The sequence below is a fragment of the Paenibacillus algorifonticola genome (assembly GCF_050481745.1).
GTDB lineage: Bacteria > Bacillota > Bacilli > Paenibacillales > Paenibacillaceae > Pristimantibacillus > Pristimantibacillus algorifonticola_A.
This window is the reverse complement of the sequence record NZ_JBCNGR010000016.1, coordinates 177,383-199,535: the sequence shown is the minus strand read 5'-3', so window position 1 is coordinate 199,535 and position 22,153 is coordinate 177,383. Positions and strand designations below refer to the sequence as shown.

Annotated in this window: 21 protein-coding genes; 4 read left to right on the top strand and 17 right to left on the bottom strand. The window is 49.4% G+C overall.

From position 1 onward, the window contains the following. Position 1 precedes the first annotated feature (1 nt). The 9 genes from ABEW34_RS16225 to ABEW34_RS16185 form a co-directional block, all read right to left on the bottom strand. The gene (locus tag ABEW34_RS16225; protein WP_056039312.1) at positions 2-697 is read right to left on the bottom strand and encodes a hypothetical protein; all 696 of its coding nucleotides are present in this window, start codon (positions 695-697) and stop codon (positions 2-4) included. Beyond that, entirely contained in the window at positions 688-1,980 is a 1,293-nt protein-coding gene (locus ABEW34_RS16220) for a normocyte-binding protein (RefSeq protein WP_430160206.1), read from the bottom strand. The genes ABEW34_RS16225 and ABEW34_RS16220 overlap by 10 nt, the downstream gene beginning before the upstream one ends. Positions 1,981-2,029: 49 nt before the next feature. Beyond that, positions 2,030-3,907 carry a serine/threonine protein phosphatase gene (locus tag ABEW34_RS16215; RefSeq protein WP_430160205.1) on the bottom strand — a complete coding sequence of 626 codons (1,878 nt, stop codon included), beginning with the start codon at positions 3,905-3,907 and terminating at the stop codon, positions 2,030-2,032. A 33-nt stretch (positions 3,908-3,940) separates the two neighbouring features. Next, on the bottom strand, positions 3,941-4,810 hold the full coding sequence (locus ABEW34_RS16210; protein ID WP_430160204.1) for a PP2C family protein-serine/threonine phosphatase: 870 nt from the start codon (positions 4,808-4,810) through the stop codon (positions 3,941-3,943). Positions 4,811-4,814: 4 nt separating this feature from the next. Next, entirely contained in the window at positions 4,815-5,336 is a 522-nt protein-coding gene (locus ABEW34_RS16205) for an FHA domain-containing protein (RefSeq protein WP_430160203.1), read from the bottom strand. A gap of 113 nt (positions 5,337-5,449) precedes the next feature. Beyond that, a complete protein-coding gene (locus ABEW34_RS16200; RefSeq protein ID WP_099516651.1) occupies positions 5,450-6,022 on the bottom strand; it encodes an FHA domain-containing protein in 573 nt (190 codons plus the stop codon). Positions 6,023-6,060: 38 nt separating this feature from the next. Beyond that, positions 6,061-6,528, bottom strand: a complete 468-nt coding sequence (locus tag ABEW34_RS16195; protein ID WP_430160202.1) for a J domain-containing protein — start codon at positions 6,526-6,528, stop codon at positions 6,061-6,063. A gap of 135 nt (positions 6,529-6,663) precedes the next feature. Continuing rightward, positions 6,664-7,089, bottom strand: a complete 426-nt coding sequence (locus ABEW34_RS16190) for a hypothetical protein (protein ID WP_056039302.1) — start codon at positions 7,087-7,089, stop codon at positions 6,664-6,666. A 132-nt stretch (positions 7,090-7,221) separates the two neighbouring features. Continuing rightward, positions 7,222-9,390 (bottom strand): transcriptional regulator, encoded by a 2,169-nt coding sequence (locus ABEW34_RS16185; RefSeq protein WP_430160201.1) that lies wholly within the window; start codon positions 9,388-9,390, stop codon positions 7,222-7,224. A gap of 444 nt (positions 9,391-9,834) precedes the next feature. Between ABEW34_RS16185 and ABEW34_RS16180 the strand changes: the two genes are divergently transcribed. Further along, the gene (locus tag ABEW34_RS16180) at positions 9,835-11,877 is read left to right on the top strand and encodes a vWA domain-containing protein (RefSeq protein WP_430160200.1); all 2,043 of its coding nucleotides are present in this window, start codon (positions 9,835-9,837) and stop codon (positions 11,875-11,877) included. 167 nt (positions 11,878-12,044) lie between these two features. Here the strand turns inward: ABEW34_RS16180 and ABEW34_RS16175 are convergent, their stop codons facing one another. Both ABEW34_RS16175 and ABEW34_RS16170 read right to left on the bottom strand, forming a co-directional pair. After that, entirely contained in the window at positions 12,045-12,959 is a 915-nt protein-coding gene (locus ABEW34_RS16175) for a serine/threonine protein kinase (RefSeq protein WP_430160199.1), read from the bottom strand. A 709-nt stretch (positions 12,960-13,668) separates the two neighbouring features. Then, on the bottom strand, positions 13,669-14,031 hold the full coding sequence (locus tag ABEW34_RS16170; protein ID WP_430160228.1) for a HesB/IscA family protein: 363 nt from the start codon (positions 14,029-14,031) through the stop codon (positions 13,669-13,671). A gap of 431 nt (positions 14,032-14,462) precedes the next feature. Here ABEW34_RS16170 and mqnE point away from each other — a divergent pair, with 431 nt between their 5' ends. Next, positions 14,463-15,566 carry an aminofutalosine synthase MqnE gene (mqnE, locus tag ABEW34_RS16165; protein ID WP_430160198.1) on the top strand — a complete coding sequence of 368 codons (1,104 nt, stop codon included), beginning with the start codon at positions 14,463-14,465 and terminating at the stop codon, positions 15,564-15,566. A 125-nt stretch (positions 15,567-15,691) separates the two neighbouring features. Next, positions 15,692-16,759 (top strand): NAD(P)/FAD-dependent oxidoreductase, encoded by a 1,068-nt coding sequence (locus ABEW34_RS16160; RefSeq protein ID WP_430160197.1) that lies wholly within the window; start codon positions 15,692-15,694, stop codon positions 16,757-16,759. On the opposite strand, the gene ABEW34_RS16155 is transcribed toward ABEW34_RS16160, so the two are convergent. Beyond that, positions 16,756-17,028: a YuzB family protein gene (locus ABEW34_RS16155; RefSeq protein WP_056039283.1), complete on the bottom strand. Its 273-nt coding sequence runs from the start codon at positions 17,026-17,028 to the stop codon at positions 16,756-16,758. The genes ABEW34_RS16160 and ABEW34_RS16155 overlap by 4 nt on opposite strands. Positions 17,029-17,113: 85 nt before the next feature. Between ABEW34_RS16155 and ABEW34_RS16150 the strand changes: the two genes are divergently transcribed. After that, complete coding sequence (locus ABEW34_RS16150; protein WP_046228577.1) at positions 17,114-17,359, top strand: NifU family protein; 246 nt, start codon at positions 17,114-17,116, stop codon at positions 17,357-17,359. Positions 17,360-17,463: 104 nt separating this feature from the next. Here ABEW34_RS16150 and ABEW34_RS16145 read toward each other — a convergent pair whose 3' ends face one another. From ABEW34_RS16145 to ABEW34_RS16125, 5 genes are all read right to left on the bottom strand, one after another. Continuing rightward, positions 17,464-18,237: an SDR family oxidoreductase gene (locus ABEW34_RS16145; protein WP_430160227.1), complete on the bottom strand. Its 774-nt coding sequence runs from the start codon at positions 18,235-18,237 to the stop codon at positions 17,464-17,466. 36 nt (positions 18,238-18,273) lie between these two features. Beyond that, positions 18,274-18,981: a Cthe_2314 family HEPN domain-containing protein gene (locus ABEW34_RS16140; protein ID WP_430160196.1), complete on the bottom strand. Its 708-nt coding sequence runs from the start codon at positions 18,979-18,981 to the stop codon at positions 18,274-18,276. Between the two features lie 25 nt (positions 18,982-19,006). Further along, positions 19,007-19,933 (bottom strand): COX15/CtaA family protein, encoded by a 927-nt coding sequence (locus ABEW34_RS16135; protein ID WP_430160195.1) that lies wholly within the window; start codon positions 19,931-19,933, stop codon positions 19,007-19,009. A gap of 167 nt (positions 19,934-20,100) precedes the next feature. Further along, a complete protein-coding gene (locus tag ABEW34_RS16130) occupies positions 20,101-20,451 on the bottom strand; it encodes a thioredoxin family protein (RefSeq protein ID WP_430160194.1) in 351 nt (116 codons plus the stop codon). A gap of 17 nt (positions 20,452-20,468) precedes the next feature. After that, positions 20,469-22,067, bottom strand: coding sequence for a copper amine oxidase N-terminal domain-containing protein (locus ABEW34_RS16125; protein ID WP_430160193.1), 1,599 nt, complete (start codon positions 22,065-22,067; stop codon positions 20,469-20,471). Positions 22,068-22,153 lie beyond the last annotated feature (86 nt).

Sequence of the window (22,153 nt, the reverse complement as noted above, 5' to 3'; positions counted from 1 at the left end):
TCTAATAGAGCGCAATGCGGTCGATTTGCATCGTCTCTTCCACATCAAGCAGGCCAAAATGATATTCCCAATAAATTTCGGTCACAAACCGTACAGGCAGAAAAAGCCGCCGCACCAGCTCAATTCGCGCCTCCACTGCCTCCGTCCGCTTCTGCCCAACGTAAAACACCAGCTCGTCCTTCTCTTCGCAATTCACATATATCGTCGAGCGCTTGAACAGCTTGCGCATCGTATCCTTAAGTAGATAAACCGCCTCGCCCGTCTCGTAAAGCCGCAGCAGATTGGCCGCAATAACCTCCCGCTCGTCGCGGGTGAACAGCGTCAGCCCATGCTTCACCTCGTCGCCGAACAGGCCGTCCTCAATATCCCGCAAAATAAACCGGATATAATATTCCCTCAGGTTCATCCCCTGCGATAAATCCACATCGGCGAGAAAATGCATCATAATATCGAACAGCGCCACTCTCAGCTCTGCGCATTCCTCGTAATCCAGATCAAACATGCCGTCAAAAATATCGGTAAAACGGTAATCCGCATTAACCTCAATGTCCCGATCCACAAGCGTCGCATTCAGATCGGGCAAGCTCAGCTCCATATAAGGCGAATACACTTTGGCCGGCGTAAAATACAGCCCTTTCCGCGCGAGCCCCTTCTGCTCGGTTTTGATGACTAAATCCCATACGTAGTTCAAGCCCATTCTCCTTCACAGCTGTATTCCGGAAAATGCATTTGAATTTCAGATACCATAAAGCTCATCACATCATTCAATACAAAATCAGCCCCAGCCTGCGCCGCCCCGCGCCTGCGGAAGGTCAGCTTCAGCCGCTTCTTGCCCGATTCCGAGCGAATATTATCGCTGATGAAGGGGTTCATCCCATACGTCTGGCCGCTGCGGCCGAGCGGCTTGCCATCTACCTCGGCGCTTGCCAGCTCCAGCGCATCCGCGGCCTCGAACGAATGCACAAGCCGCATCAGCTCGCTCACTGCGCGCACCGCCACCGACTGCTGGCGGGCATATTTTCCAATGAAGCCTTCGCGTTTGCGGTTGGAGAACAGTGGATAATCGAGCTTGCCAACCTGCGACATAATGGGCTGGGTCAGCTTCCAGACACTCCATAGGCCGGATGCCTCCTTCGGACTGACGACAGTCAAATCCTCGGCGGAGCGCTTGATGTAGCGGACATCCTTCTCGTCACCGTCTACCAGATAGCCGTGACCCACTCCTGTCTTGTGCAGAGACAGCACGTGCTCGTAATTGATGCGGTCCGCCGCCGGAACCGGAAACCCGCTGTTGCGAATTTCCAGACGCTCAATGTTCCATAGCGGTACAATGTCCGGTTTTTTAAACCGCTCATACTGCTCCAGATCGACGCTGATTTCTACAATCTCCTCGTCTTCCTCCGGAATGCGGTCGCTTCCAGTCAGAATGAGATCAATAAACTTATAGGCGTAAGGATGATTTAATGTCTTCCACGGTATGCCATTTTTTTGAAAAACATCATACAGCCGCTCGATCTCGCCCGTATACGTCTGGCTGCGCTCCACGCGGGCGCTTATCGTATAGCTGCCCCGATTCGTTTCCATCTTCCCTTGAAAAATACGGCGCCGTGCCAGCAGCTCATTCAGCTCGGGATAGCTGCATTCCATAAACACCGTCAGCAGCTTGCACTCCTGCTTGCGGCTTAGGCCTGCAACAATGTCATGCAGCGGAATTTCCGGCTGCTTGGCATCGCCTGGCAGCATCGGATACAAAAAATCATGGATCGGATCGATATCCTCCCGCGCACAGACGGTTACGAAAATATCATTTTTGTCGTCACCCGCTCCCAGCTCTCCGAAGATGCGCTGCTCGAGCTCGCGGTTCATCTTCTCCTGATAATCGACGACCCCGTTGAACATGCTGGTCATGAGCTGCTTTAATATTTTTCGCTGCTCCAAATCCTCCATCCGGCTAAGCCGATCCTGTATGATATCCTTCATCCCGTTCTCCCTCCCTGCTGGCTACTGTGCTTTGGCTTAGCTATTGCAGCTAGCCCGTTGTATTCGCCTGCTCCGTTGCTTCCAGATCTGACGGCACCGAAGTAGGCGTTGGCGTTGCCGCCGGGGTAGCTGCCACCGCACCGCCGCTCGTTCCCGCTCCGCTTCCGGCTGACGAACCCGCATCGGCAGTGCTGTTCGCGGTGCCGCCTGCACCGCTAGCATCTGCGCCGCTGCCGCTTGCTCCGCCATTATTGCCCGCGCTGCTGCTCGCATTGCCGCTGCCCGCACTGCTTCCGCCAGCGTCACTATTCGCTCCGCTGCCCGTTCCGGTATTGCCCGCTCCGCCACCATCCCCCGTGCCAGCATCGCCGCCCGCTGCCGGGCTTGGCACCGGGTTCAGCTTATCCTCCGCCTTGCCGATGCTGCGCTCCAGCTTGAGCACCGGCTCCAGCACCGCGATTTCCTGATAAATCGCCTGTGCTTGCGTATAAGCGTCAATCGCCGCCTCATAATTGCCGGCGGCAAAGCTGCGGTCGCCGCGCTTCTCGAGATTCTCGGCCTTCAGCAGCTTCTGCTCCTTCACAAGCTCGGCAATTTTCGCCTCGGCTTCATCCAGCTTCGTCTTGATTTCCTTCTCGCCTTCCACAAACCCCACATTAAGCGCAGCCTTGCGCGCCTGCTTGTAGAGCAGCACCGCTGCCGAATAATCCTGGCCCTCGGCTTTCAAATCCGCCTCCTGCACAATTGCGGCGATGCGGACATATTCATCGATCTGGCTTATTTTCTGATCCAGCTCCTGCTGGTCATAGAGCCCGTCGTTTTTCGTCTCTTCCTTCGCCTTCTTGTATTGCGTCAGCGCCTTCTCGTAGTCGCCTTCCTTCAGAAAGCCATCTCCGGCGACGATGAGATCGACCTTCTTGTATTTCACGCCATATAAGGCGATATGTACTTTATCCTTGAGCTTCTTCGCCTCGGCGCGGGCTTCGCTGTACGATTTCAGCGCCTGTGCATAATTGCGCTCCTCAACGTAGGTGTCGCCCGTCTGCTCATATTCCAGCATATTGGCAAGGCTTTCCGCCATCCGTGCCGCAGTCCGGCTTTTATAATAAATAGCGAAGCCGGCCGCAATGATGACCGGAATCATCACCAGCGCAATCCGCTTCACCCATTTGCTCCATTTTTTCTTGTCTTCCTTGTACACTTTATCTACATAGATAGCTGCCGCCGTATAATTGCCAATGACCGGCTGCTGCTTGCTGAGCAGCACTTCCTCAAGCGTATCCACGAGCGCGGTCGGGTCCTCCGTATCCTCCAGCGAATCCAGCATTTCCGGAACGTCCACGCTTTCCCACATGCCGGGCGTAACGAGCAGCAGCACATCGCCATCATTTAGCGCCGTCTTTTTCGAAATAAACGGCTCTAAGCCTTCCGGCTTGCCGACGTATTGCAGCAAATTGTGGCGCTCCTCATGACGGTCCACTTTATAGGAGGATATGCTTTCGCGATCCGCCATCGCCTGCGCTAAAGATAAATCTTTGCTTTGCTGAAGCAGCCGCCCACCGCGAAAATGGTACAACCGCGCATTGCCCGCTACCGCCCATACGATGCGGGTGTAATCCGTAACGACCATAATCAGGCTCACTTTCAGCCTTACACGCCGGCTTTCGAGGCGAAGCCAATCCTGCGCTTCCTGCAAATAAGACTCCAGCTTGCGCTTTGACATTGTCGGCTTATGCGTGAAGTTTTCAAGCAGGCATTGCACTGCCATTTCGGCGCTCCGTACCTCGACATCGTTATCGCAGCCATCCGCGACAATCCAGCAGGCTCTGTCATCCAGCTCGACGTAAGCAAAATAATCCCGATTTTCCATAAACGTCCCTGCCTCCGACAGGAAATCCGTTTTGAAGCTGCTGTTTTCCTTCCTCATCTGTACCTCCGCATCCTTGTCGCTTGCCGCCGATCACCAGACCTCCAGCACAATGACGGTGGCATTATCCTGATTGACCAAACGTTTTTTCTCGATCGCTTCAATCATGTATTCGGCTGCATCATGGGGAGTCTGGCTTTTTTTCAGCGCCTCCTCCATTTCCACCTCCGACAAGGTATTGTATAGACCATCGCTGCACAGCAGCACTTTATCGCCCTGCCGCAGCTCGAAAGGCTTCTCACCGATTTCCATTTCCTGATAGCCCTCATAGCCCAAATAATTAATGAGCTGCTTGCGCTGAGGATTCGCCAGTGCTTCTTCCTTGGAAATCTCGCCGGACAAATAACGTTCCTCCAGCAGCGTTGCATACGTATGCTTCTGGTTGACCGGGATGAAGTCGCCATTTCGGTAGATGAGCAAAATGCTGTCGCCCACCGCGCCCCAATACAGCTTCAGGCCGCGCATAACCGCAACGACAAGCGTCGTCCCGCCGCTTGCACCGCCCAGCTGCCGCAAAATCTCACTATTGGCAAGCTTGGCTGCCTTGGAAATAAAAGGGACGATCTCCTTCTCAGCGGAGACATTCATAAATTGCCGCATAAAAGTTGTGACCGCCACCGTACTTGCCATCCGGCCGTTGGAAAGGCCGCTTATCCCATCGGCCAGCACCGCTATAACCCCTTGCGGCGTCTCGGCACTGGCAAAATAATCATCCTGTTCATTTCTTGCGCCAATCGTCTGGCCGTTGCCAATTGGCAGCTCCTGTACGGAATGCGCGGGCTCCGCTTCCGCCGGGCTGTTTACAAGCAGGCGCCGCCGAATGAGCAGCAGCGCTGCTATAACAGCCAGAAAAGCCAGCAATATAATGACCGGAGGAATATCCATCAGCCTCATCATAATCATCGGCTTAACCTGACTCCCATTCAAAATGGGCGCCGCACAGCGGAATGAAAATAAATTTGCTAAGGCCAAGCTGGATGACGTCGTAGGAGGTCAGCTCGACAGGGGAATAAACGGCTTCATTGTTGTGGTAGGCAAGACCGGAAGCATCGCCTGGAAGCAAATAGAAGTTGCGTTTTTTCGGGTCGTAGACGATAACGGCATGATTGCGGCGGGAGACGGTGTTATCCCCAATAATGCGAATATGCATCTCTTCCGAGCGGCCGATAAAATTTTTCTCCGCCATAATGCGGTAATCTTGGCCAAGCTGCGGACCTTCAATGCAGACAAGCCAGCCCGTTACCGGATGTATTCCCTTCGTCTCGCCCAAATAAGGCATCGTCTTATCATCCGTCTCCGGCTGCTGGGCCACTTTGCGGTCGCCACCCTTGGCTGCCGCAGGCTCGACGCTAATACTGCAATAAGGGCATAAATTGCCATGCTTTCTGGTGCTGAACATGTGGCCGTTCGGGCATCTTGTCAAACTCATCTAAGCTCTTCCCCCGTCTATTTAATCGTAAACGCACGCCGCTGCCGCTGCTTCCACAGCTGCTTGCACGCGCGTCTCGCGGTATGTTCTTCGTTATGTACATCTGCCTCCCGTTATTTAACGAGCAGCCTCGTATTCGCAATGACAATCAGATCGCCGCTATCTATGCGGTATGACTGTTCATTGTCAATTCTCGTAATGACGCTATTGTTGTACTTGCGCAATCCCACGCCGTTCGTCGAATCCAAATCCTCCAAATACCAAATGCCTTTAGAGTGGTTCAGCACCGCATGCTGCAGGCTGATGATCGACGCATATTCAGCGTCAGAGAGGTCTACATCCACATCGCTGCGGCTTGAGCTTTTGCCGATTAATAGCGAGGTTTCTCCATCTATGTACCATTCCTTCAAACGCTCGCCCTCCTCGTCGATCATGACGAGCCGGGTAATCACTGCTGCCTTGCTTGCACTTTTCCATTGCGGCCTCCATTTGAAAGCCAGCCATACAACGATTAAAATTCCTGCGATTACGCCGGTTGCCCCTTGCAGCATTTTGTCTTCATTGATGAAGAAGGCATAATATAAAGCTTCAATAGCCAGTATGGCAATAATAATATCCAGGGCTATAATGCCTGCCGATCTGCCGCTCGGGTTACGACCTGATACAGCCGTCGCCTTCACCGTCATTCCTCCGTTCTCCCGCTTCCTTAAACACTTGACACCGCTTAATTTTTGCCGAAAAAGCGATTGAATAAATCCGTCGTATCCAGCGGATTGCTTGGTTTGCCGCCAGGCTTTTGCGTCATGCCTTCCTTGCCCTGCGGCTTAAAGCCGAAAAACTGCTCGAACTGCTTCGACAGCGGTGTTCCATCGCCGCCCCCGCTCGCCATACCAGCCATACCCGCTGCTCCGCCAGCCGATTTCTTGCCCGCATTTGCGCCCATGCCCGCAGCGCTGCCTTTCGCCCCGCCTGCATGCCCTCTGCCGGAAAGCGACTCATCGTAGCTGCTCCGTTTATCCGGGTCACCCAGCGTTTCATAAGCTTTCTGAATTTCCTTAAACTTGCGTTCCGCATCTAGGCTGCCGCCATTCGTATCTGGATGATAACGCTTGGCCAGCTTGCGATAAGCCTGCTTGATCGCTGCTGCGTCTGCCTCTTTCGGGACGCCTAAAACGTCATAATGGTTGTTCATTCGGCTCCCTCATCACTTTTCAAAATATGGGAAATACCCCTTTAATCAAATTCAAGAGGCATATATGCCTCTTGAATTTGCTAGCCTGCTCTATAGGAAACGGGTCCCGCGAGCGGGCACTGCCGAATTCAGGCCTTATAGCGGGTAACCGCCGTCGATAGCTGTAAATTCGGTTTTGTCTTTCTTTTGCTTGATGTACAGTTCGAAAGTGCCGACGCCTTCTGTGTCGCCAAATCTTTCTGTGTAATCAACAACGAATGCGTTCGGGAAATGGATTTTGCGAACCACTTGGTCAGCAGAAATCACTTCCAGTGTTACTTTGCGGTAGCTGTCTGCTTTTTCAGCAGGAACAAGCGACCAGTTAGCAAGTTTGAGCGTGTCGTCAAAAGCATCGCCGTCTGTTGCTGTAATGATTTTGCCGCTGATGCGAAGCGTTGCGCCTACATCAGTGGAGCGTGCATTGGAATCATCCGGTGTATCTGTGTCATACTTTACGGTTTGGATGTTGTCCAAGCCCAGCTCGATTTTTTCTGCGCCTTCAATCGTCAACTTAAATCCCATATTAAAATTCCTCCTTGAAATGGTGTACCCGCAGGTGCTAGCGCCTGACGAGTTCTATATATGTTGAAAGGGGAGCGCCCGAAGGCGTTCTCCTTTAACACCCGATTGGGGACTTGCTTTAAGCGGAAGGCGTTACGCCTTAACCGGCGTCGTTCCTTTAGTAATCATCACTTCAAGGTTCTTCACATTGCCGTTGAACACGAGATCAATGTGGCAAAGATTGCTCTTCTCATCAATGATGAAGCTCATATCATCGCCATCGTGAATAATCGAGTTCGTATAGCCGCGCGAACCAAGCCATTTGCTTTTTTGGCTGCTTGGATTGTTGCTGAAGAACTTCACGATATTTTCATGCTTGAAGTCGCCCGTCTGGAAACGGAGAATACGCTCAACATAAGTGCTGACTAGCGTCTTATAGATGGAGTCGAATCCGTCCTCCGAGGTGGCAAGGCTTCTCGCTTTGTATACCGTAATGCGTCTGATGTCCTTCGCTTGCAGCTGCGCGTTCTCCGAGGAGAAAATAAAGCCGAAGTTTTTGCGATTAATCGCATCCTTGATGTTGTTGGTGAAGCCGGAAATCTCCTTCGCCATCGTCGTCGGAACGCGAAGCGCATTGTCGCCTGCTTCAATGTCGAAGCGCACGCCTGGATATTCGCGGCTGACCGTTTTGTACTGGTCGCGCAAATATTCCGGACACTGATAAGCGGAAACAAGGCCGGCGGCAACATAAGCTGCGCCTACATAAACGCCTTCAATCCACAGGCGCAAAATGTCTTCCTTCTCCTGCGACAGTTGAACGCCATATTCGGTTTGCAGCATGCGGCTGTCAATGACAACGCCTGACTTGTCTTTCGGAATAATGGTGAAGTTCGGTACGGTAGGAATAGCGAATTCGCTGTAGGATTTGCGGGTTAGTACGTTGCATTTATCCAAATACTTGTCGATGCCCGCAGTGGCAATGTTGCTGAAGGTCGTCTCTTCGCCAGTCTCAAAGCTGAAGAAGACTTGAATTTTGTATTCGCCCAGCACTTGCAGCAAAGAAGAAAGCGACTCCATGCTGTTGCCATCCTGCTTCACGACCTGCTCATTACCTTTGAAGCGCTCACGCGATACTTTTACTTTTCCGGCTGTTTCCAGCTCTACGGATGGCACGATACCGAACCAAATCGTATCGGAAAAATCATTTTTCGCATTCACGGTGTTGAGGTAAGTCTCCAGCCTAGTGATGCTGCTGCTTTTTACCGTCATGTCGAGCTTATTGTTCGTAATAAGCAGGGACGGCGCCATACCTTTGTTTTTGCTTGTGTATTGGTCGAAAAACATTTTCACGCCCAAAATTTTCTCCACAAGTGGCTTAACCGTTTTGACGAAATCATCCTTCGCCGTTTTATAAAATTCCAGATACGTGTTGTAGTTTCTCACTTCTGTCGCTGTATCCACATCCGCTTGAACAGCCGGCAGCGGCGAGAACGTACGCACAACCAAATCCTTTACATAAGCCGACGGCGAATCCGTCACCGAGCCGTAATCATCCGCGAACACTTCGGACAAGGCGCTGCCGCTGTTTTCATCAAGCAGCATCAGCTCCTGGCTGTCGCTTTTCGGTGCTTCAATGATCTTCAGCTCGCCGCTTTCGCCGATCGTAAGCAAGCCGATTTGCACCGCTTCGCTTGCATTTTCCTCCTGCGAGCCGCCAAGGAGCAGCCGCGTCTTAATATCCTCGATTGCGAGTGGAAGCATCGCCATCACATTGTTATAGTTCTTGCTTGCTTCCTCGAAGAGCACATTGAGCTTGTCGCCCATATCCAGCTGCTTCGGATCGCCATCGTCCAGCTTCTCGTACTGGCTGTACAAGTAATGGATTTCCTTACGCACCTGGCGAATATCGTCCATCACCTTCTTCGGAGAAATCATGTCGAGCAAATGCTCGAATTTGAAATCTACGTTGGAGATGCCTTGGCTGCGCTTCGCATCAATGAGCGTGAACAGCATTTTCAGAAAATCGTTGTGCTGGTCGATCTTGATTTCTGAAATTTGATCCTCGGCAAGCCCCTCCGGCTTCTTCAAGGAATAAACGACCTTCTGGTTCGCTGCGTTGAAAAAGGAATAGACGCTAGGCGAAAACTTGTCCAGAAACTCATCGAAGCTGCGAACGAGCAGATTCGTATTTAGTTCCTTTACCTTGTCGTCGCTTAGGCTATCAATGCCTTTCACGTCGCCTACCAGCGTTATCAAGTCCAGTTTTTCGGGATTAATTTCCTCAAAAAGAATAGTTCGGTTCGTCTGATTAATAATGTCCATTAGGCATGGCGCTTAAGTTTAGGCTGAAACAAGCAAATGCTTATATTTCTAGCAAAATCAGCAATGATTCTACCTTTTTCAGCAAAAATAGCGCCCCTCCTTCCTGCAATAGGCTCGGTCTTCATACAAATTATTACAAAGTTAGACTTTACACCAATAATACTAAACACTCCAATCCTTGTTTGTCAATAAATACAATTTAGGACTTTTAGACTTATTTATAATAATAAATAGAACTAAAGTCGCTATTTTTCGAAATCTATTACTAATTTTTAGATGGATTCCGATAACATTCTTAGGGTAATACCCAAACAATTGTAAATCACTTCGTTTTTCCCATAAGCCGACCGCCCTATAACCGCCTTCGCGCCGTCCTATTCTTCCATATTCGATCAATTATTCAACCCATAAATAACTATAAAGAAAGGGATTATACATACAATTATGATAAAAAAACCATTTATACGATCTTTGCTATTTTTATGCATAGGCAGCTTATTGCTAAGTCTCTCTGTTTCCCTCCCACCTTCCGTCGCCGCGGAAGCTGCTCCACCGACCAACCAATTTGATGCGATGTTTGTTTTGGATACAAGCTACTCCATGACGGAAACCGACCCAGGCAATACGTCTGCCGAAGTTATCCATATGCTGATGGATATGAGCGAGGCCGAGCGTACGCGCATCGGATACGTCGCCTACAACCATTCGATTGTGGACAGCCAGCCGCTGACGGATATGTCGGTCAAGGAGAAGCGCACCCGCTTGAAAAGCTCGATTGAGTCGCTGAAGCGCAAAGGTTATACCGATATTGGACTTGGCCTGCTCAAGGGCACGAATATGCTCGCCGAGCAGCGCAAGGAAGACAGCCAAGCCTATGTTGTGCTTTTATCTGACGGGGCTACAGATCTCGGCATCTACTCCAGCAACCGCACGGTACAGGATTCAGGGGAAGATGTAACCGCAGCAATCAATCTTGCGAAGAAAAATGGCTTCCCAGTTTATACGATTGGGCTTAATCATGATGGCACGGTCAATAAGGCGGAGCTTGCCCGCATTGCGAAAGAAACGGGCGGCAAATCGTTTATGACAAGCAGCGCCGAGGATTTGCCGGAAATTTTCAACCAGATTTATGCTGATCAGGTGCAATCGATTTTGCTCCCCGTTGCCGCTTTGACAGCGAAAGGCAGCTTGCAGGAAGTTCCAGTCACGATAGCAAACGGGAGCATGAGCGAGGCCAACATTATTCTCATTTCGGAGAAACCGATCAATGAGACGCAGCTCTTTTATCAATCGAGCAATATTCGGATGTACAATTCGAGCAAATATACGATTTTGAAAATTACGTCGCCGCTCAAAGGCACCTTTAACTTGAAATTCCGCGGCGTCTCGGGCGACCTGGTTAAAATTTATGTTTTGGCCAACTATGAGCTGAATGGTGAGGCAAAGCTGTCTTCTAATAAGGATATTGTGAAGGGCCAGCCTACACCTTTCGAAACACAGCTATTCCATCCGGACGGCTCGCCGCTGGCAGATGCCGATTTTTATGCAACGGTCAAAGCGGTGCTTACGATTACTAACAAAGATACGAAAAAATCAGAGGAAATTCCGATGACTTTGACTGAGGATAAGCTGGAGGCTGGCTATCGCTTCCCGATCTCAGGCAATTACAGCTGGCGCGTGCGAATGGAAGGACCGGATTTCTACCGCGTGATGCCCGGCGGCCCGCTAACCGTTAATAATTTGCCTCCAGTAGAGGCAGGTGATGGCCGCATCAAGCTGAGCAAGGAAGATGGCGGCTCTGACATCGCGTTAAGCACATTGTTCGCGGATCCGAACAATGATCCCTTAACCTTCAAGCTTGCGTCCACTACTGCTTCTAACCGCTATGATGCTGCTATTACAGCAGATGGCATCCTGCAGCTGGAGCCGCTCAAAACCGGAACGTCTGACTTGGTTATTGAAGCGGCAGACACGGATGGCGGGACGCTGACGCGGACGATTAAAGTGGAAGTAACGTCCGTCTGGACGCTGTACCTTCAAATTGCAGTTAGTGTACTGATACTCGCGATTATTGGAACGGTGCTTTATTTCGTCTTGCGTCCGAAGCCGCCTTTTGCTGGCAGACTAGAAGGCTTCTTCCTGAATACCGCGAGCGGCAATGAGATTCCGGTGACGTATTGGCCGCTGACTTCATTCCCGCAGCATTCCATTACGCTGCAGCAGCTTTTCCATTCGCTTGATATTAATGAGCCGCTGCCTGAAGCAGCTGCAATTACCTTTTATGCAGGAAAAAAAGGAACGCTGTTCGTGAAGCATACGTCGCGCTGTACGCTCGTACGCGGCAAAACCGCGCTGCGCAAAGACCGCAAAGAACCGCTGCAATATGGCGACAAGCTCTATATTACGTTCGAGGACGGCATTACGGAGATCGAGCTGCGCTACAAGCCAATTAAGGCGAATACGAATATTTTTACTCGGCCGGATTGAGCCAGCGAATGAGGCTTTATCGAGGCTTTATCATTTAACTTTTATTATAAAGCTTATATAACGAGGTCAAAATGAAAAAGCGCCTAAGACAATTTGTTGTCATAGACGCTTTTTCATGCTGCTGCTTTACTGTTTATAATAGAAGAAACGATGCTTTTTTTTGCCCGCTAAAGCTGCCTGTCCCGCTTCTTGCCAGCTGTTAATAGGCTTTCCCAGCGGAGTGCCATAGTGAACCAGCCGAGAGAGCGGCATCTTTTCTCCGGCGACATCGCAAGTCCCCAGTGGATCAGCTTATCGAAGGGAGCGCTAATGCGGCGATGGTTGTACGATCTTACCGCAGCAAGATTATCCTCGAACAGGCGCTGCCTGACATCCAGCGGCGCTTTCCCTGCAAAAATATAATAAAGCGTTGCCGCTAAACTATAAATATCGGATACGGGCTCCTGACGCGACGTTTCCGAATAAAACTCCAACGGCGAATAGCCGCTTGAAGTAAAAATAAGCTGCTTTCCAGGATTCCCATAAGGAATCGCTGAGCCAAAATCAATCAGTTTCACCCCGCCAGCTTCGTCAATCATAATATTGCCCGGCTTTACATCGCGGTGAATGATGCCCTGATCATGCACATATTTCAGCGCGCCTACTACTCCGCCAGCAATCGACAGCAGCTCTGGCTGCGCTCGGGAGACGTCCTCCTGCTGCAAATAATGCTCCAGCGTGAGGCCGCGGCAAAACTCCGTAACTAAATACGCGGTGCCATTTGCTTCTATATAATCCGTGTAGCCTACAATTTGCGGATGGCTCAGCTTCTTCAAAATAATCGCTTCCTGCGCAAAGACGCAAAGCAGCTCGCGAAATTTCTCGGCAAAGGCCGGCCCGAAGCCTACCGTTATATGATCCGCCTTTCGCCTCGCCAGCTGCTGGGGGAAAAACTCCTTAATAAGCTTCAGCTCGCCCGTCTCCGTCTGCCGCGCTTTATAGACAATGGAAAGCTCGCTTTGATGAATGGCCTGCTTCACCTGGTAAACGTCGCCAATTCGCGTATTGCGCAATAACGCTTCCGTCGTTTTTTCCTGCTCCATAACCTCGTCCCCATCTTACAAAAGTTTTATTTCGTCTCTTATATATGTTATCGGCTGTTCATACAGATATTGTCACATGGAAGAGCAAATTTTTTAATCAAGGTGAAACGGCTGTCGCCTCCTCTGGTGGCGCGGCGCGTTTCATTCCGAGAAATATAGAGAAAGGATAGCGTTACGACATCCTCTCCTATATTTCAAGGTGAAACGGCTGTCGCCTCCTCTGGCGGTAAAGCTACTGTTTCGAGGGTGGAATATAAGTATGTATAAGTGAGAAACCTATACATGCTTATATTTAAAAAAAGAGCAGCCGATTGGCGAGGCCACTGAAGAACTTAAGGTTTTTTGGTTATTTCCATGCGGTAGGCAAAAATGCGGCACCTGCTCCGGATTTTTCGGAGAGGTGCCGCATTTTATAATTTTTACTGCTGGTTTTTAGTCTGCTATTTTCAATCTCCGCTTTAAATTGACTGCGAATACCGCCATAGTACCTTGTATTGGCATGCCTTTATAGCAGCCTTCTTTCAGCAGGCATCGTTTGCAAAGTTCCACATCAAAATAGTGCGTGTCGACTTGAAGGTCGAGGTTTTTTTACCGCAACTTGCGGAACTTCGTCAGGGAACTTGAGGCTATGACGGCTTCTTCCGGTGCCATCTGAAGTAAGAATTTAAAAGACATACCCGCTCATTTAACCAAGCTGATCAAAAATGGTTTAGCACTCGCCAGCTTCAGCAGGCTTGCCCGCGTCGGTCGCTGTGCGGAAGCTGCTTCCACAGCCACATGTAGCGCTCGCATTCGGGTTTTCGATCGTGAACCCCCCGCCCATAGCGGATTCCTTCCAATCGATCTCCAGGCCGTTCAGATAGCGCAGGCTGCTTTGGTCAACGACGACTCTCAGACCCGTCATATCCATTTCCTGATCTTCCGCAGACTGCTCATCATCAAAACCCATGCTGTAGGAAAAGCCGCTGCAGCCGCCTTCCTTCACACCGATGCGCAGGAACATTTCCGGAGTTCCCTCCGATTCCAGCATTTCTTTTATTTTATCAGTTGCCGATTCACTGATTGTAATCATCATTCATTACCTCCCTGCAAAATACGATTCTAATGCATACTTATACGTCTAGTATACTCCTCTTCACGAAACAGCTCAAGAGTACTTTGCCCGCTTCCTTATATGGCAAAGCTATGACTTAATAGTTGCCGCTGCAACAATAGAGGTTTATAATAATGTCATCTCAAGCGTAAACGACTGAGCTATACTTAACCAGTAAAGCTTCGTTTCACGTAGAAATATAAGCCTGACATAAACGGATCACTTATACCAGTCTTATATTTTCAACAAAATCGGATCAGCAAGTTATTTTTTTCACAATTAGCCCAATCAGTACCGACAGTGATGTCCTTATCTGAGGTTGACCCGATTGTGGCTGACGATCGCATTCGCCGGCCTTTATGTCTTTTTAATAGCAATACCACTTGGAAAAAATGAAGGAGGATGCCGATATGTTTATCGCGGTACCTACAGAACAGAAGCGCATGCAGGAAATTATTGACAAAGTTCGAAATGGGCAACGGCTGACGCTGGAGGATGGCGTATTTCTTTATGAGTCAGACGATTTGCTGACGATTGGCCAACTCGCGAACGAAGCGAATTTGCGCAAAAATGGCAATAAGGTTTATTTTATCGAAAATATGAGCCTTTATTTCACGAATGTATGTGAAGCGCATTGCGCATTTTGCAACTTCCGCAAAGATGAAGGCGAGCCTGGCTCCTACACGCTGACTGGGGAGCAAATGATTGAATACGTGGAGCAGCATATTCACCCGGGCGTACGCGAATTCCACATTGTTGGCGGCCATAACCAGCATGTGCCTTTTCAATATTATGTCGATTCTCTAAAAGCTTTGCATAAGCAATATCCCGATGTCACGCTGAAAGCTTATACAGCGGCGGAAATTGATTTTTTCTCGCGGATTAGCGGTTTGACATATAAAGAAGTGCTGCAGGAACTGATGAAAGCCGGGCTGAAATCCCTGACAGGCGGCGGAGCCGAAATTTTGTCTGACCAATACCGCAAAAAAATGCGCGTAACGAAAGCCGACGTGTCGCAGTATCTTGATGTTCATCGCACGGCGCACAACCTAGGGTTAAAAACACATACAACGATGCTGTACGGCTCCATTGAGAGCAAAGAGGACCGCGTAAGGCATATGATTCAAATTCGCGAGCTGCAGGATGAAACAAATGGCTTCTTGGTCTTCATTCCTTTGTCCATGCAGCCGATAAATCCTAAAGCGGGTATTAGACGCCGCAACTCCGCTTTCGAGGATTTGAAGACGATCGCGATTAGCCGTCTCATGCTCGATAACTTCCAGCATATCAAAGCTTACTTTATAAATATTGGCACGCAGCTGACGCAAGTCGCACTGACGATGGGCGCTTCCGATGCTCACGGCACGATTGTGAAGGAGCGCATTAGCCACGCCGCAGGCGCACTTACACCAGAAGGAATTACTCGTGAGGATTTGATTTGGCTGATTAAAGGCGCCGGACGCGTTCCGGTTGAACGCGATACGTTCTACAACGAAATTAAGATCTATGAGTAATCAACTGACCAATCACATATATTAAGGCGTGTATGCAAAGCGCAGGACTGGCTTCCGGTTTACATGCACACCCTTGCAGCATCCATGACTGATCAGATTAATTATAATGCGGGGTTGAGGCGTAAATGAGAAAATTGGTAATTTTAGGAGGCGGCTACGGCGGCCTGGCCATTGTTGAAGAACTGATCGAGAAGCATATTCCACTGGATGTGTCTATCGTTCTTATTGACCGCATGCCGTTCCAAGGCCTGAAGACAGAATATTATGCTCTAGCTGCCGGTACCGTGTCTGACCTTGAGCTGCGCGTCAAGTTCCCGGTGGACTCGCGAGTCAGCACCGTTTATGGCGAAGTTGACAATCTTGATCTTGAAAATAAGCTGGTTTATCTGGAGCAGCAAGACCCGATCTCCTACGACTGGCTCGTCATTGGCCTTGGCTGTACGGACAAATACCATGGCATTGAAGGAGCAGAGGCGTTCTCTACGAGCATTCAGACGTTTTCTGCGGCACGCAAAACGTATCAACAGCTTAATGACGTCAAGCCATACGGACAGGTGTCAATCGTAGGCGGCGGACTCAGCGGCGTTGAAGTAGCTGCCGAGCTGCGCGAAAGCCGTCCGGATTTGAACATTCGCATTATTGACCGCGGCGCGGGCGTCATGTCTGCTTTCCCAGGCAAGCTGCAATTGTTCGTCGCGGAATGGTTTAAAGGCCATGAAGTGGAAATGCTCGGCAATGTATCCCTCTCCAAGCTTGAGCAGGGCGTCCTGCACGATCATAATTCCAGCAAGCCGCTGCTGAGCGATGTAACGGTATGGACGGCAGGCATTCAGCCGGTGCCGATTGTGCAGCGTCTGGATTTGCCGAAGGATAATCAAGGAAGGCTGATTATTGATGAGCATCATCAGCTCCCTTCCCACAGCGGCGTATTCATTGTCGGAGATTGTGCTGCACTGCCATTCTCTCCAAGCGGACAGGCGGCCGGCGCGCAAGGCAAACAAATTGCTGAAGTGATGCAGGCCATTTGGCATGACAAAACGCCCCGGCTCGGCAAAATCAAGCTCAAGGGCGTTCTCGGTTCGCTCGGCAAAAAGAGCGGCTTCGGCATTATGGGCGGCACACCGCTTATGGGCCGTGTACCACGCCTCGTAAAAAGTGGCATTTTATGGCGGTCCAAGCGCCACTTCGGTTAAAGATCGTCCAGCAGCTTGTCAAGAGCGTCACGATCGGTCTCTTGGCGAATAATAGCTTCATGAATTTTGCCATATAATTCATCAATGGTATCGGCGGCGACAATTTCCCCCTCAACGAGGGCAAATGGCTTTAAGTAGCATTCACCGCAGTTGCCGAGGCAGCCATATTCTGTAATTTCGTAGAGATCTTCTTGCTCAAATTTCTGCATAATGTCCACGGTTCCATGGTGGGCATTGCTTGTACAATATTCAATCATTGTCTTAAACATAAGCTTTACACCTTACCTTGCTGTAGGTATCCATTTTCAATTGCACGACTTTGTACTATAATAAGACAGAAAGGAGATGATTGCAATGAGTGAACAAGCACAAAGCACAATGTACGATGAAGTATTGGACGTACTGGATAAATTGCGTCCGTTCCTGCAGCGCGATGGAGGAGACGTTGAGCTCGTAGACGTTGAGGACGGAATCATTAAGCTTCGCCTGATGGGTGCATGCGGCAGCTGCCCAAGCTCCACCATCACGCTGAAAGCTGGTATTGAGCGCGCACTGCTTGAAGAGGTTGAGGGCGTAGTCGAAGTCGTTCAAGTATTTTAAGCGTACACTAAAGCAAGAAAGCCCGGTGTCCTCTGAGGACAACCGGGCTTTCTTGCTTTGCTTGTTCTATTCAGCTGCGGGCAAGCACTTGCATCTATTTTTATTCACAGTCCTTTAATATTAGGACGAATCGGATCAAATCCGCCCGTCACATTAATAATATTCCCCGTTAAAAAGTCCGACCGCCGTTCGCATAGAAAGGTGATCACCCGGGCAACATCTTCTCCTGTTCCGGGTCTGCCAAGCGGCGATTCCTCATCCTCCTGGCCTTCTACCTCTGCGATCATCCGTTCCTTGTTCGCTCCGCGAATGTCGCCAGGCCCAATCATATTGACGGTAATGCCATGGGCAGCTTCTTCAACGGCAAGCGATTTCGTAAAGGAAACGAGTCCGGTTTTGGCTGCTGCATATACAGCTCGGTGAGGCCATGACCGCGCTTCACCCGCGTGTCCAAACCCGAAATGAATGATCCTTCCCCAGCCACGGCTGCGCATGCCTGAAAGCAGCTTATGGTCCAGCAGCATAACGCTGAGCAAATTGCTGTTTAGCATGTCTGATATGGCGGCAATCTCATAGTCGGCAAACAGCCGCCGCTCCCTGACAAATGGCCCCGCATTGTTGACCAAAATATCAATGCCGCCTCTCCAGTTTGCCGCTTCATCAGCCAGCTTCGTTGCGCCCTCCGTCGTTGAAAGATCGGCCTGCACAATGGTAGCGCTTACGCCGAGTTGTTCGATCTCTTTTTTCGTTTGCTGGGCTTCCTGCTCGCTCTTAAAATAATTAATGACGATATGACTGCCCTGCTTCGCAAGCTGCAATGCGGTTCTTTTGCCAAGCCCTTTGGCGCTTCCTGTTACAAGCGCCGTTTTTCCATTCAACTCCAATTGTGCTTCCTCCTTGCGATTACGAATCAATTATCTTTTTCGTATATAACCGCAAGCGTACTGGAACGTAAGATATAAAGTGTCGGTCACCATTGCTACTCCAGCCGCCAGGTCCTGTGACTGCGCCATGATGTTTTCAAGCTTTACTTCAAGTCCATAGCCTTTATGGCTTTGAACAAGATCATCGAGCATTTCAGAATTCATATAATGGATTTCGGCATTGCGCCGTTTTCTCAGGCGGGCCATTGGCTCCTGCGTTAAGCCTTTGACCTCATCAAGGCCTCCTGTCAGCGTCCGATGGACACCGCGATCCCGCATATTCCGCAGCACCGTAAAAAAGGAAAAATGCGGTTTAATCCGCTCTGTCTTCATGGCGAGCAAATCGTTGAGCAAAATGCCTATTTTATCAAGCAAAGCGAATACGCGAATGAACGCATTTTTGTCAAAATAAACATAACGCTGGTACATAAGATACTCATCAGATTGCATTTGGCTGACTGAGCTGGATTTGATTTTCTGCTTGAAGCGAATGGTTGCATAATGGCTTTGCTCCAGCTCATTTAAGGAAGAAATCAAACCACGCGTCCATATCTCATACGTCCGAAGCTTATGATCCACATCCTTGCCCGCCTCTACCTTGCCCTGAAGCTGCGATATAAACTGCTCCATTAAACGTACCGTCTCACCGTGTCGTCCCTCTAATGCCCGCTCTGGCTCGTCAAACAGAAATCGCAACATCGTGTGTCTCCGTCCCTTCCCCTGGCTATCTAGCGCCTTCCCGCAGCCTCCAAGAACGCACCAACATATCCATTATAACGCCGAATAGAGCACTAACAATGAGATTATGCAATAAATTTGTAAAAACAAACCAGTTTGAATTTGTAATCGTCAATGTGAGCAGAGCCCCGCTTAACACTTGCGTCAGCACGAGAATGAGCGCGAGCTTAGCCATTGGTGCAAGTCCCTCATTTGCTCTGCTTTTCCTGCGAATATGCACGAATACGCCAGCGATTGCAAGAGACAATATAACGGCACCTATCCGATGGATGAATACGATCGTCTCGGCCCCTTCAAAATCAGGTATGACTTTCCCGTTGCAAAGCGGCCAGTCCAGACAGCCTCCACCGGAATCCGTATGACGAATATAAGCGCCTAAATAAATGACAACATAAATGTATACCGCTAGCCCCAAGAGCCGTGGAAAAAACGATCTTGGCACTGAAAACTCGACCGCTTGTCCATCACGATTGCGATATACCCAAAAGACGAGCAGTAGCGTCGAGGCGAATGCCATAAGCGATATGCCAAAATGAATCGCCATCACCCAAGGCGATTGCGGCCATTTGACAGCAGCAGCGCCCATCAAAGCTTGTAAGATGGTGAAAAACAAAGAGCTGCTTGCGAATACGAGAGGCTGCTTGTAGGCGATTTTGTTGCGTTTAAACAAAAGAAACGATGCAATGAACATGCCCACGACCAAAATTCCTTCAATACCTGTTGTAAGCCTGTGCGTGTATTCGATAAACGATTCTAATGTATAGGCTGGTATAAATTTACCATGACATAATGGCCAGTCATCTCCACAGCCTCTGCCAGCATCCATGTTCGTAACCAATGCACCGTTCAGCAGTATGATTAGCATGCCTAGAGATGTTGCAACTGAAAATTTGCGAAAACGGCTTGAAACCATTCGTACAATCACCTTTTTTCGTTTGAATTACCACTCATTATAGCCATAAAATATGCCAAAAGCCATGTTGAAAATGTGACACTTGTCCATCAAGGCTCTAATTATGATGCTTCTGTGACCATAAAAAAATCCGTGCGACGGCGCCGCACGGACTTTGCAAATTGTGCTTATTGGTTTTCCGCCAAAGCATCGCTTACTTGCAAGGCGCGATCGACAAACTGTTCGATCTCCTCACGCGACTTCCGAAGCTTATTGACGAACCGCACAACCTCCTGGCCTTTGCGAAAAGCAAGGAAGCTTGGAATGCCGAGAATGTTCAGCTCGGAGGATAGATCCGGCAAATCATCGCGGTCGATTTCATAAAAAACAGCTTTGCCCTTATATTGCTGCTCAAGCTCCGGCATAAAAGGCTCAATGTAATGGCAATCTTTGCACCACGTTGTTTTGAATACGATAACCGTCAGTTCATCGGCTTGCACAGCTTCTCGGAAAGAAGCATCTGTCGTTAATTTAATCATTTGTTCATTCCTCCTTCTTATCCAACTTCACGTTCAATGACTAAATATTTCTCTGTGTCATAATAAGATTCCCATTTCAAAGATGCGCCAAGCGACTTCGCAAGGTTGCGGGCAGGAACATAAACCGTACCTCTTACAGTAGTTGCCGGATAGGACCATTTCACCGACTTGCCATTCACAATGACGGTATCGCTGCTATTTTTCACTGTAATCGTCGTATCAGTCGCTTTGTCAAACAGCGTCAGCTGCTTCGTCTTCTTGTTGTAAGAAATCGTAGCGCCAAGCTGCTCCGCCACATCGCGCAAAGGCACAAGTGTAATATTCGTAGGGGTTATAATCGGCGGATTGCCATAATCCTGTGTATATAACGTAGCCGTCTGGACACCTACATGGAACGTGTTTTTTAGCAGATCATAAGCATTTGAGCTTTTGTCAAACCATTGCAGCGTTTCATAGCCATTCAAGTCGTACATATCATCCAGATCAATGGCATTCTCGCTCACGACAGGAGCGTCCGCCTTCACCGCTTCGTTCACATTCCATTTTTGGCTTTCGGAGCGAATGACGATGCTCATTTGCGACTCAGGCTCGATATCGCCAAGCGTAATGGTTGCCTCGACTACTTGCTTGCGAATGTCCAGCTTGCTGTCCACATAAACATCTGTCTTGAGCGATGTATTCTTGTTGAAGACAGATTCCAGGAAATAGCCGTCCTCCTCTTCTTCCAGCGCTTGCAGCTCCTCCTGCAAGTATGCAAGCTCTTCGGCAAGGCTGTCTGCAAGTTCTTTAATCGTATCCTCTTGGGTAGGGCCATCAAGCACTACCGGTTGGTCAAAAGGATTAACTTCACCAATCGCTTCCCATACTTCTGGATGGCTGGAAAGCACTTCAACGAAGCCTTTAACCATATTGTCCAGACCCGCACGGTCGCTTACGAGAACACCGACATATTTTTTAATCCATGTCCAAATAGCTGGACCATCCAGCTCCGTATGCACTTTCATCAAGGATACCGATTGGCCATTAATCGTTTCCTGTACCGCATTTACTGAAATTTGATCGGGATTAGGCAAATTATTAATAAAATAGCCGCTTACTGCATCGATAACTTCTTTGCCCAGCTCTACGAGTGAAGCGTCTGCCGAACCACCTGTTACGGACTGCCCAATCGCGCCAGAAATCCCCATTAACGAAGGCAGGTCCGCTTCGCTCATATCCAGAACAAAGGGCTGCTTCGCCCCTTCAATTTCTACGACTGCCGTTGTATCGGACATTTTGAGTGAGAAGCCTATGGAAATCGTGTCAGCCAGCAGAAGCTTGCCGCTGTAAGATACATGTGTGTCATCCTGTACCTTGATGTTTGTAAGCTCAAGCTTTGCGCTGTTGATCAATTTCATAATCGCGAGTTCATCTTCGTCCATATATTCAAGTTCTTCCTCACTCAAATTCAATTGCAGTGACAACGTCTGCTCGCCCTCATAAGAAGTAACCTTAAGCGAGTTTGTTATCGCCTTATTTAGATCGACACCGCTAATAGCCTGACAGCCTGCAACAAACACAAGCACCAATGCCAGCAGCAGGGCGACCCCTTTTTTTATGCTCCCCAGCTTTTTCAATGTACGTGACCCCTCTCGCCAACAAATTAAAAATGAATAAAATCCTCTTCATTGTACATGAGCCTATGACCAGTGTAAATGTATGG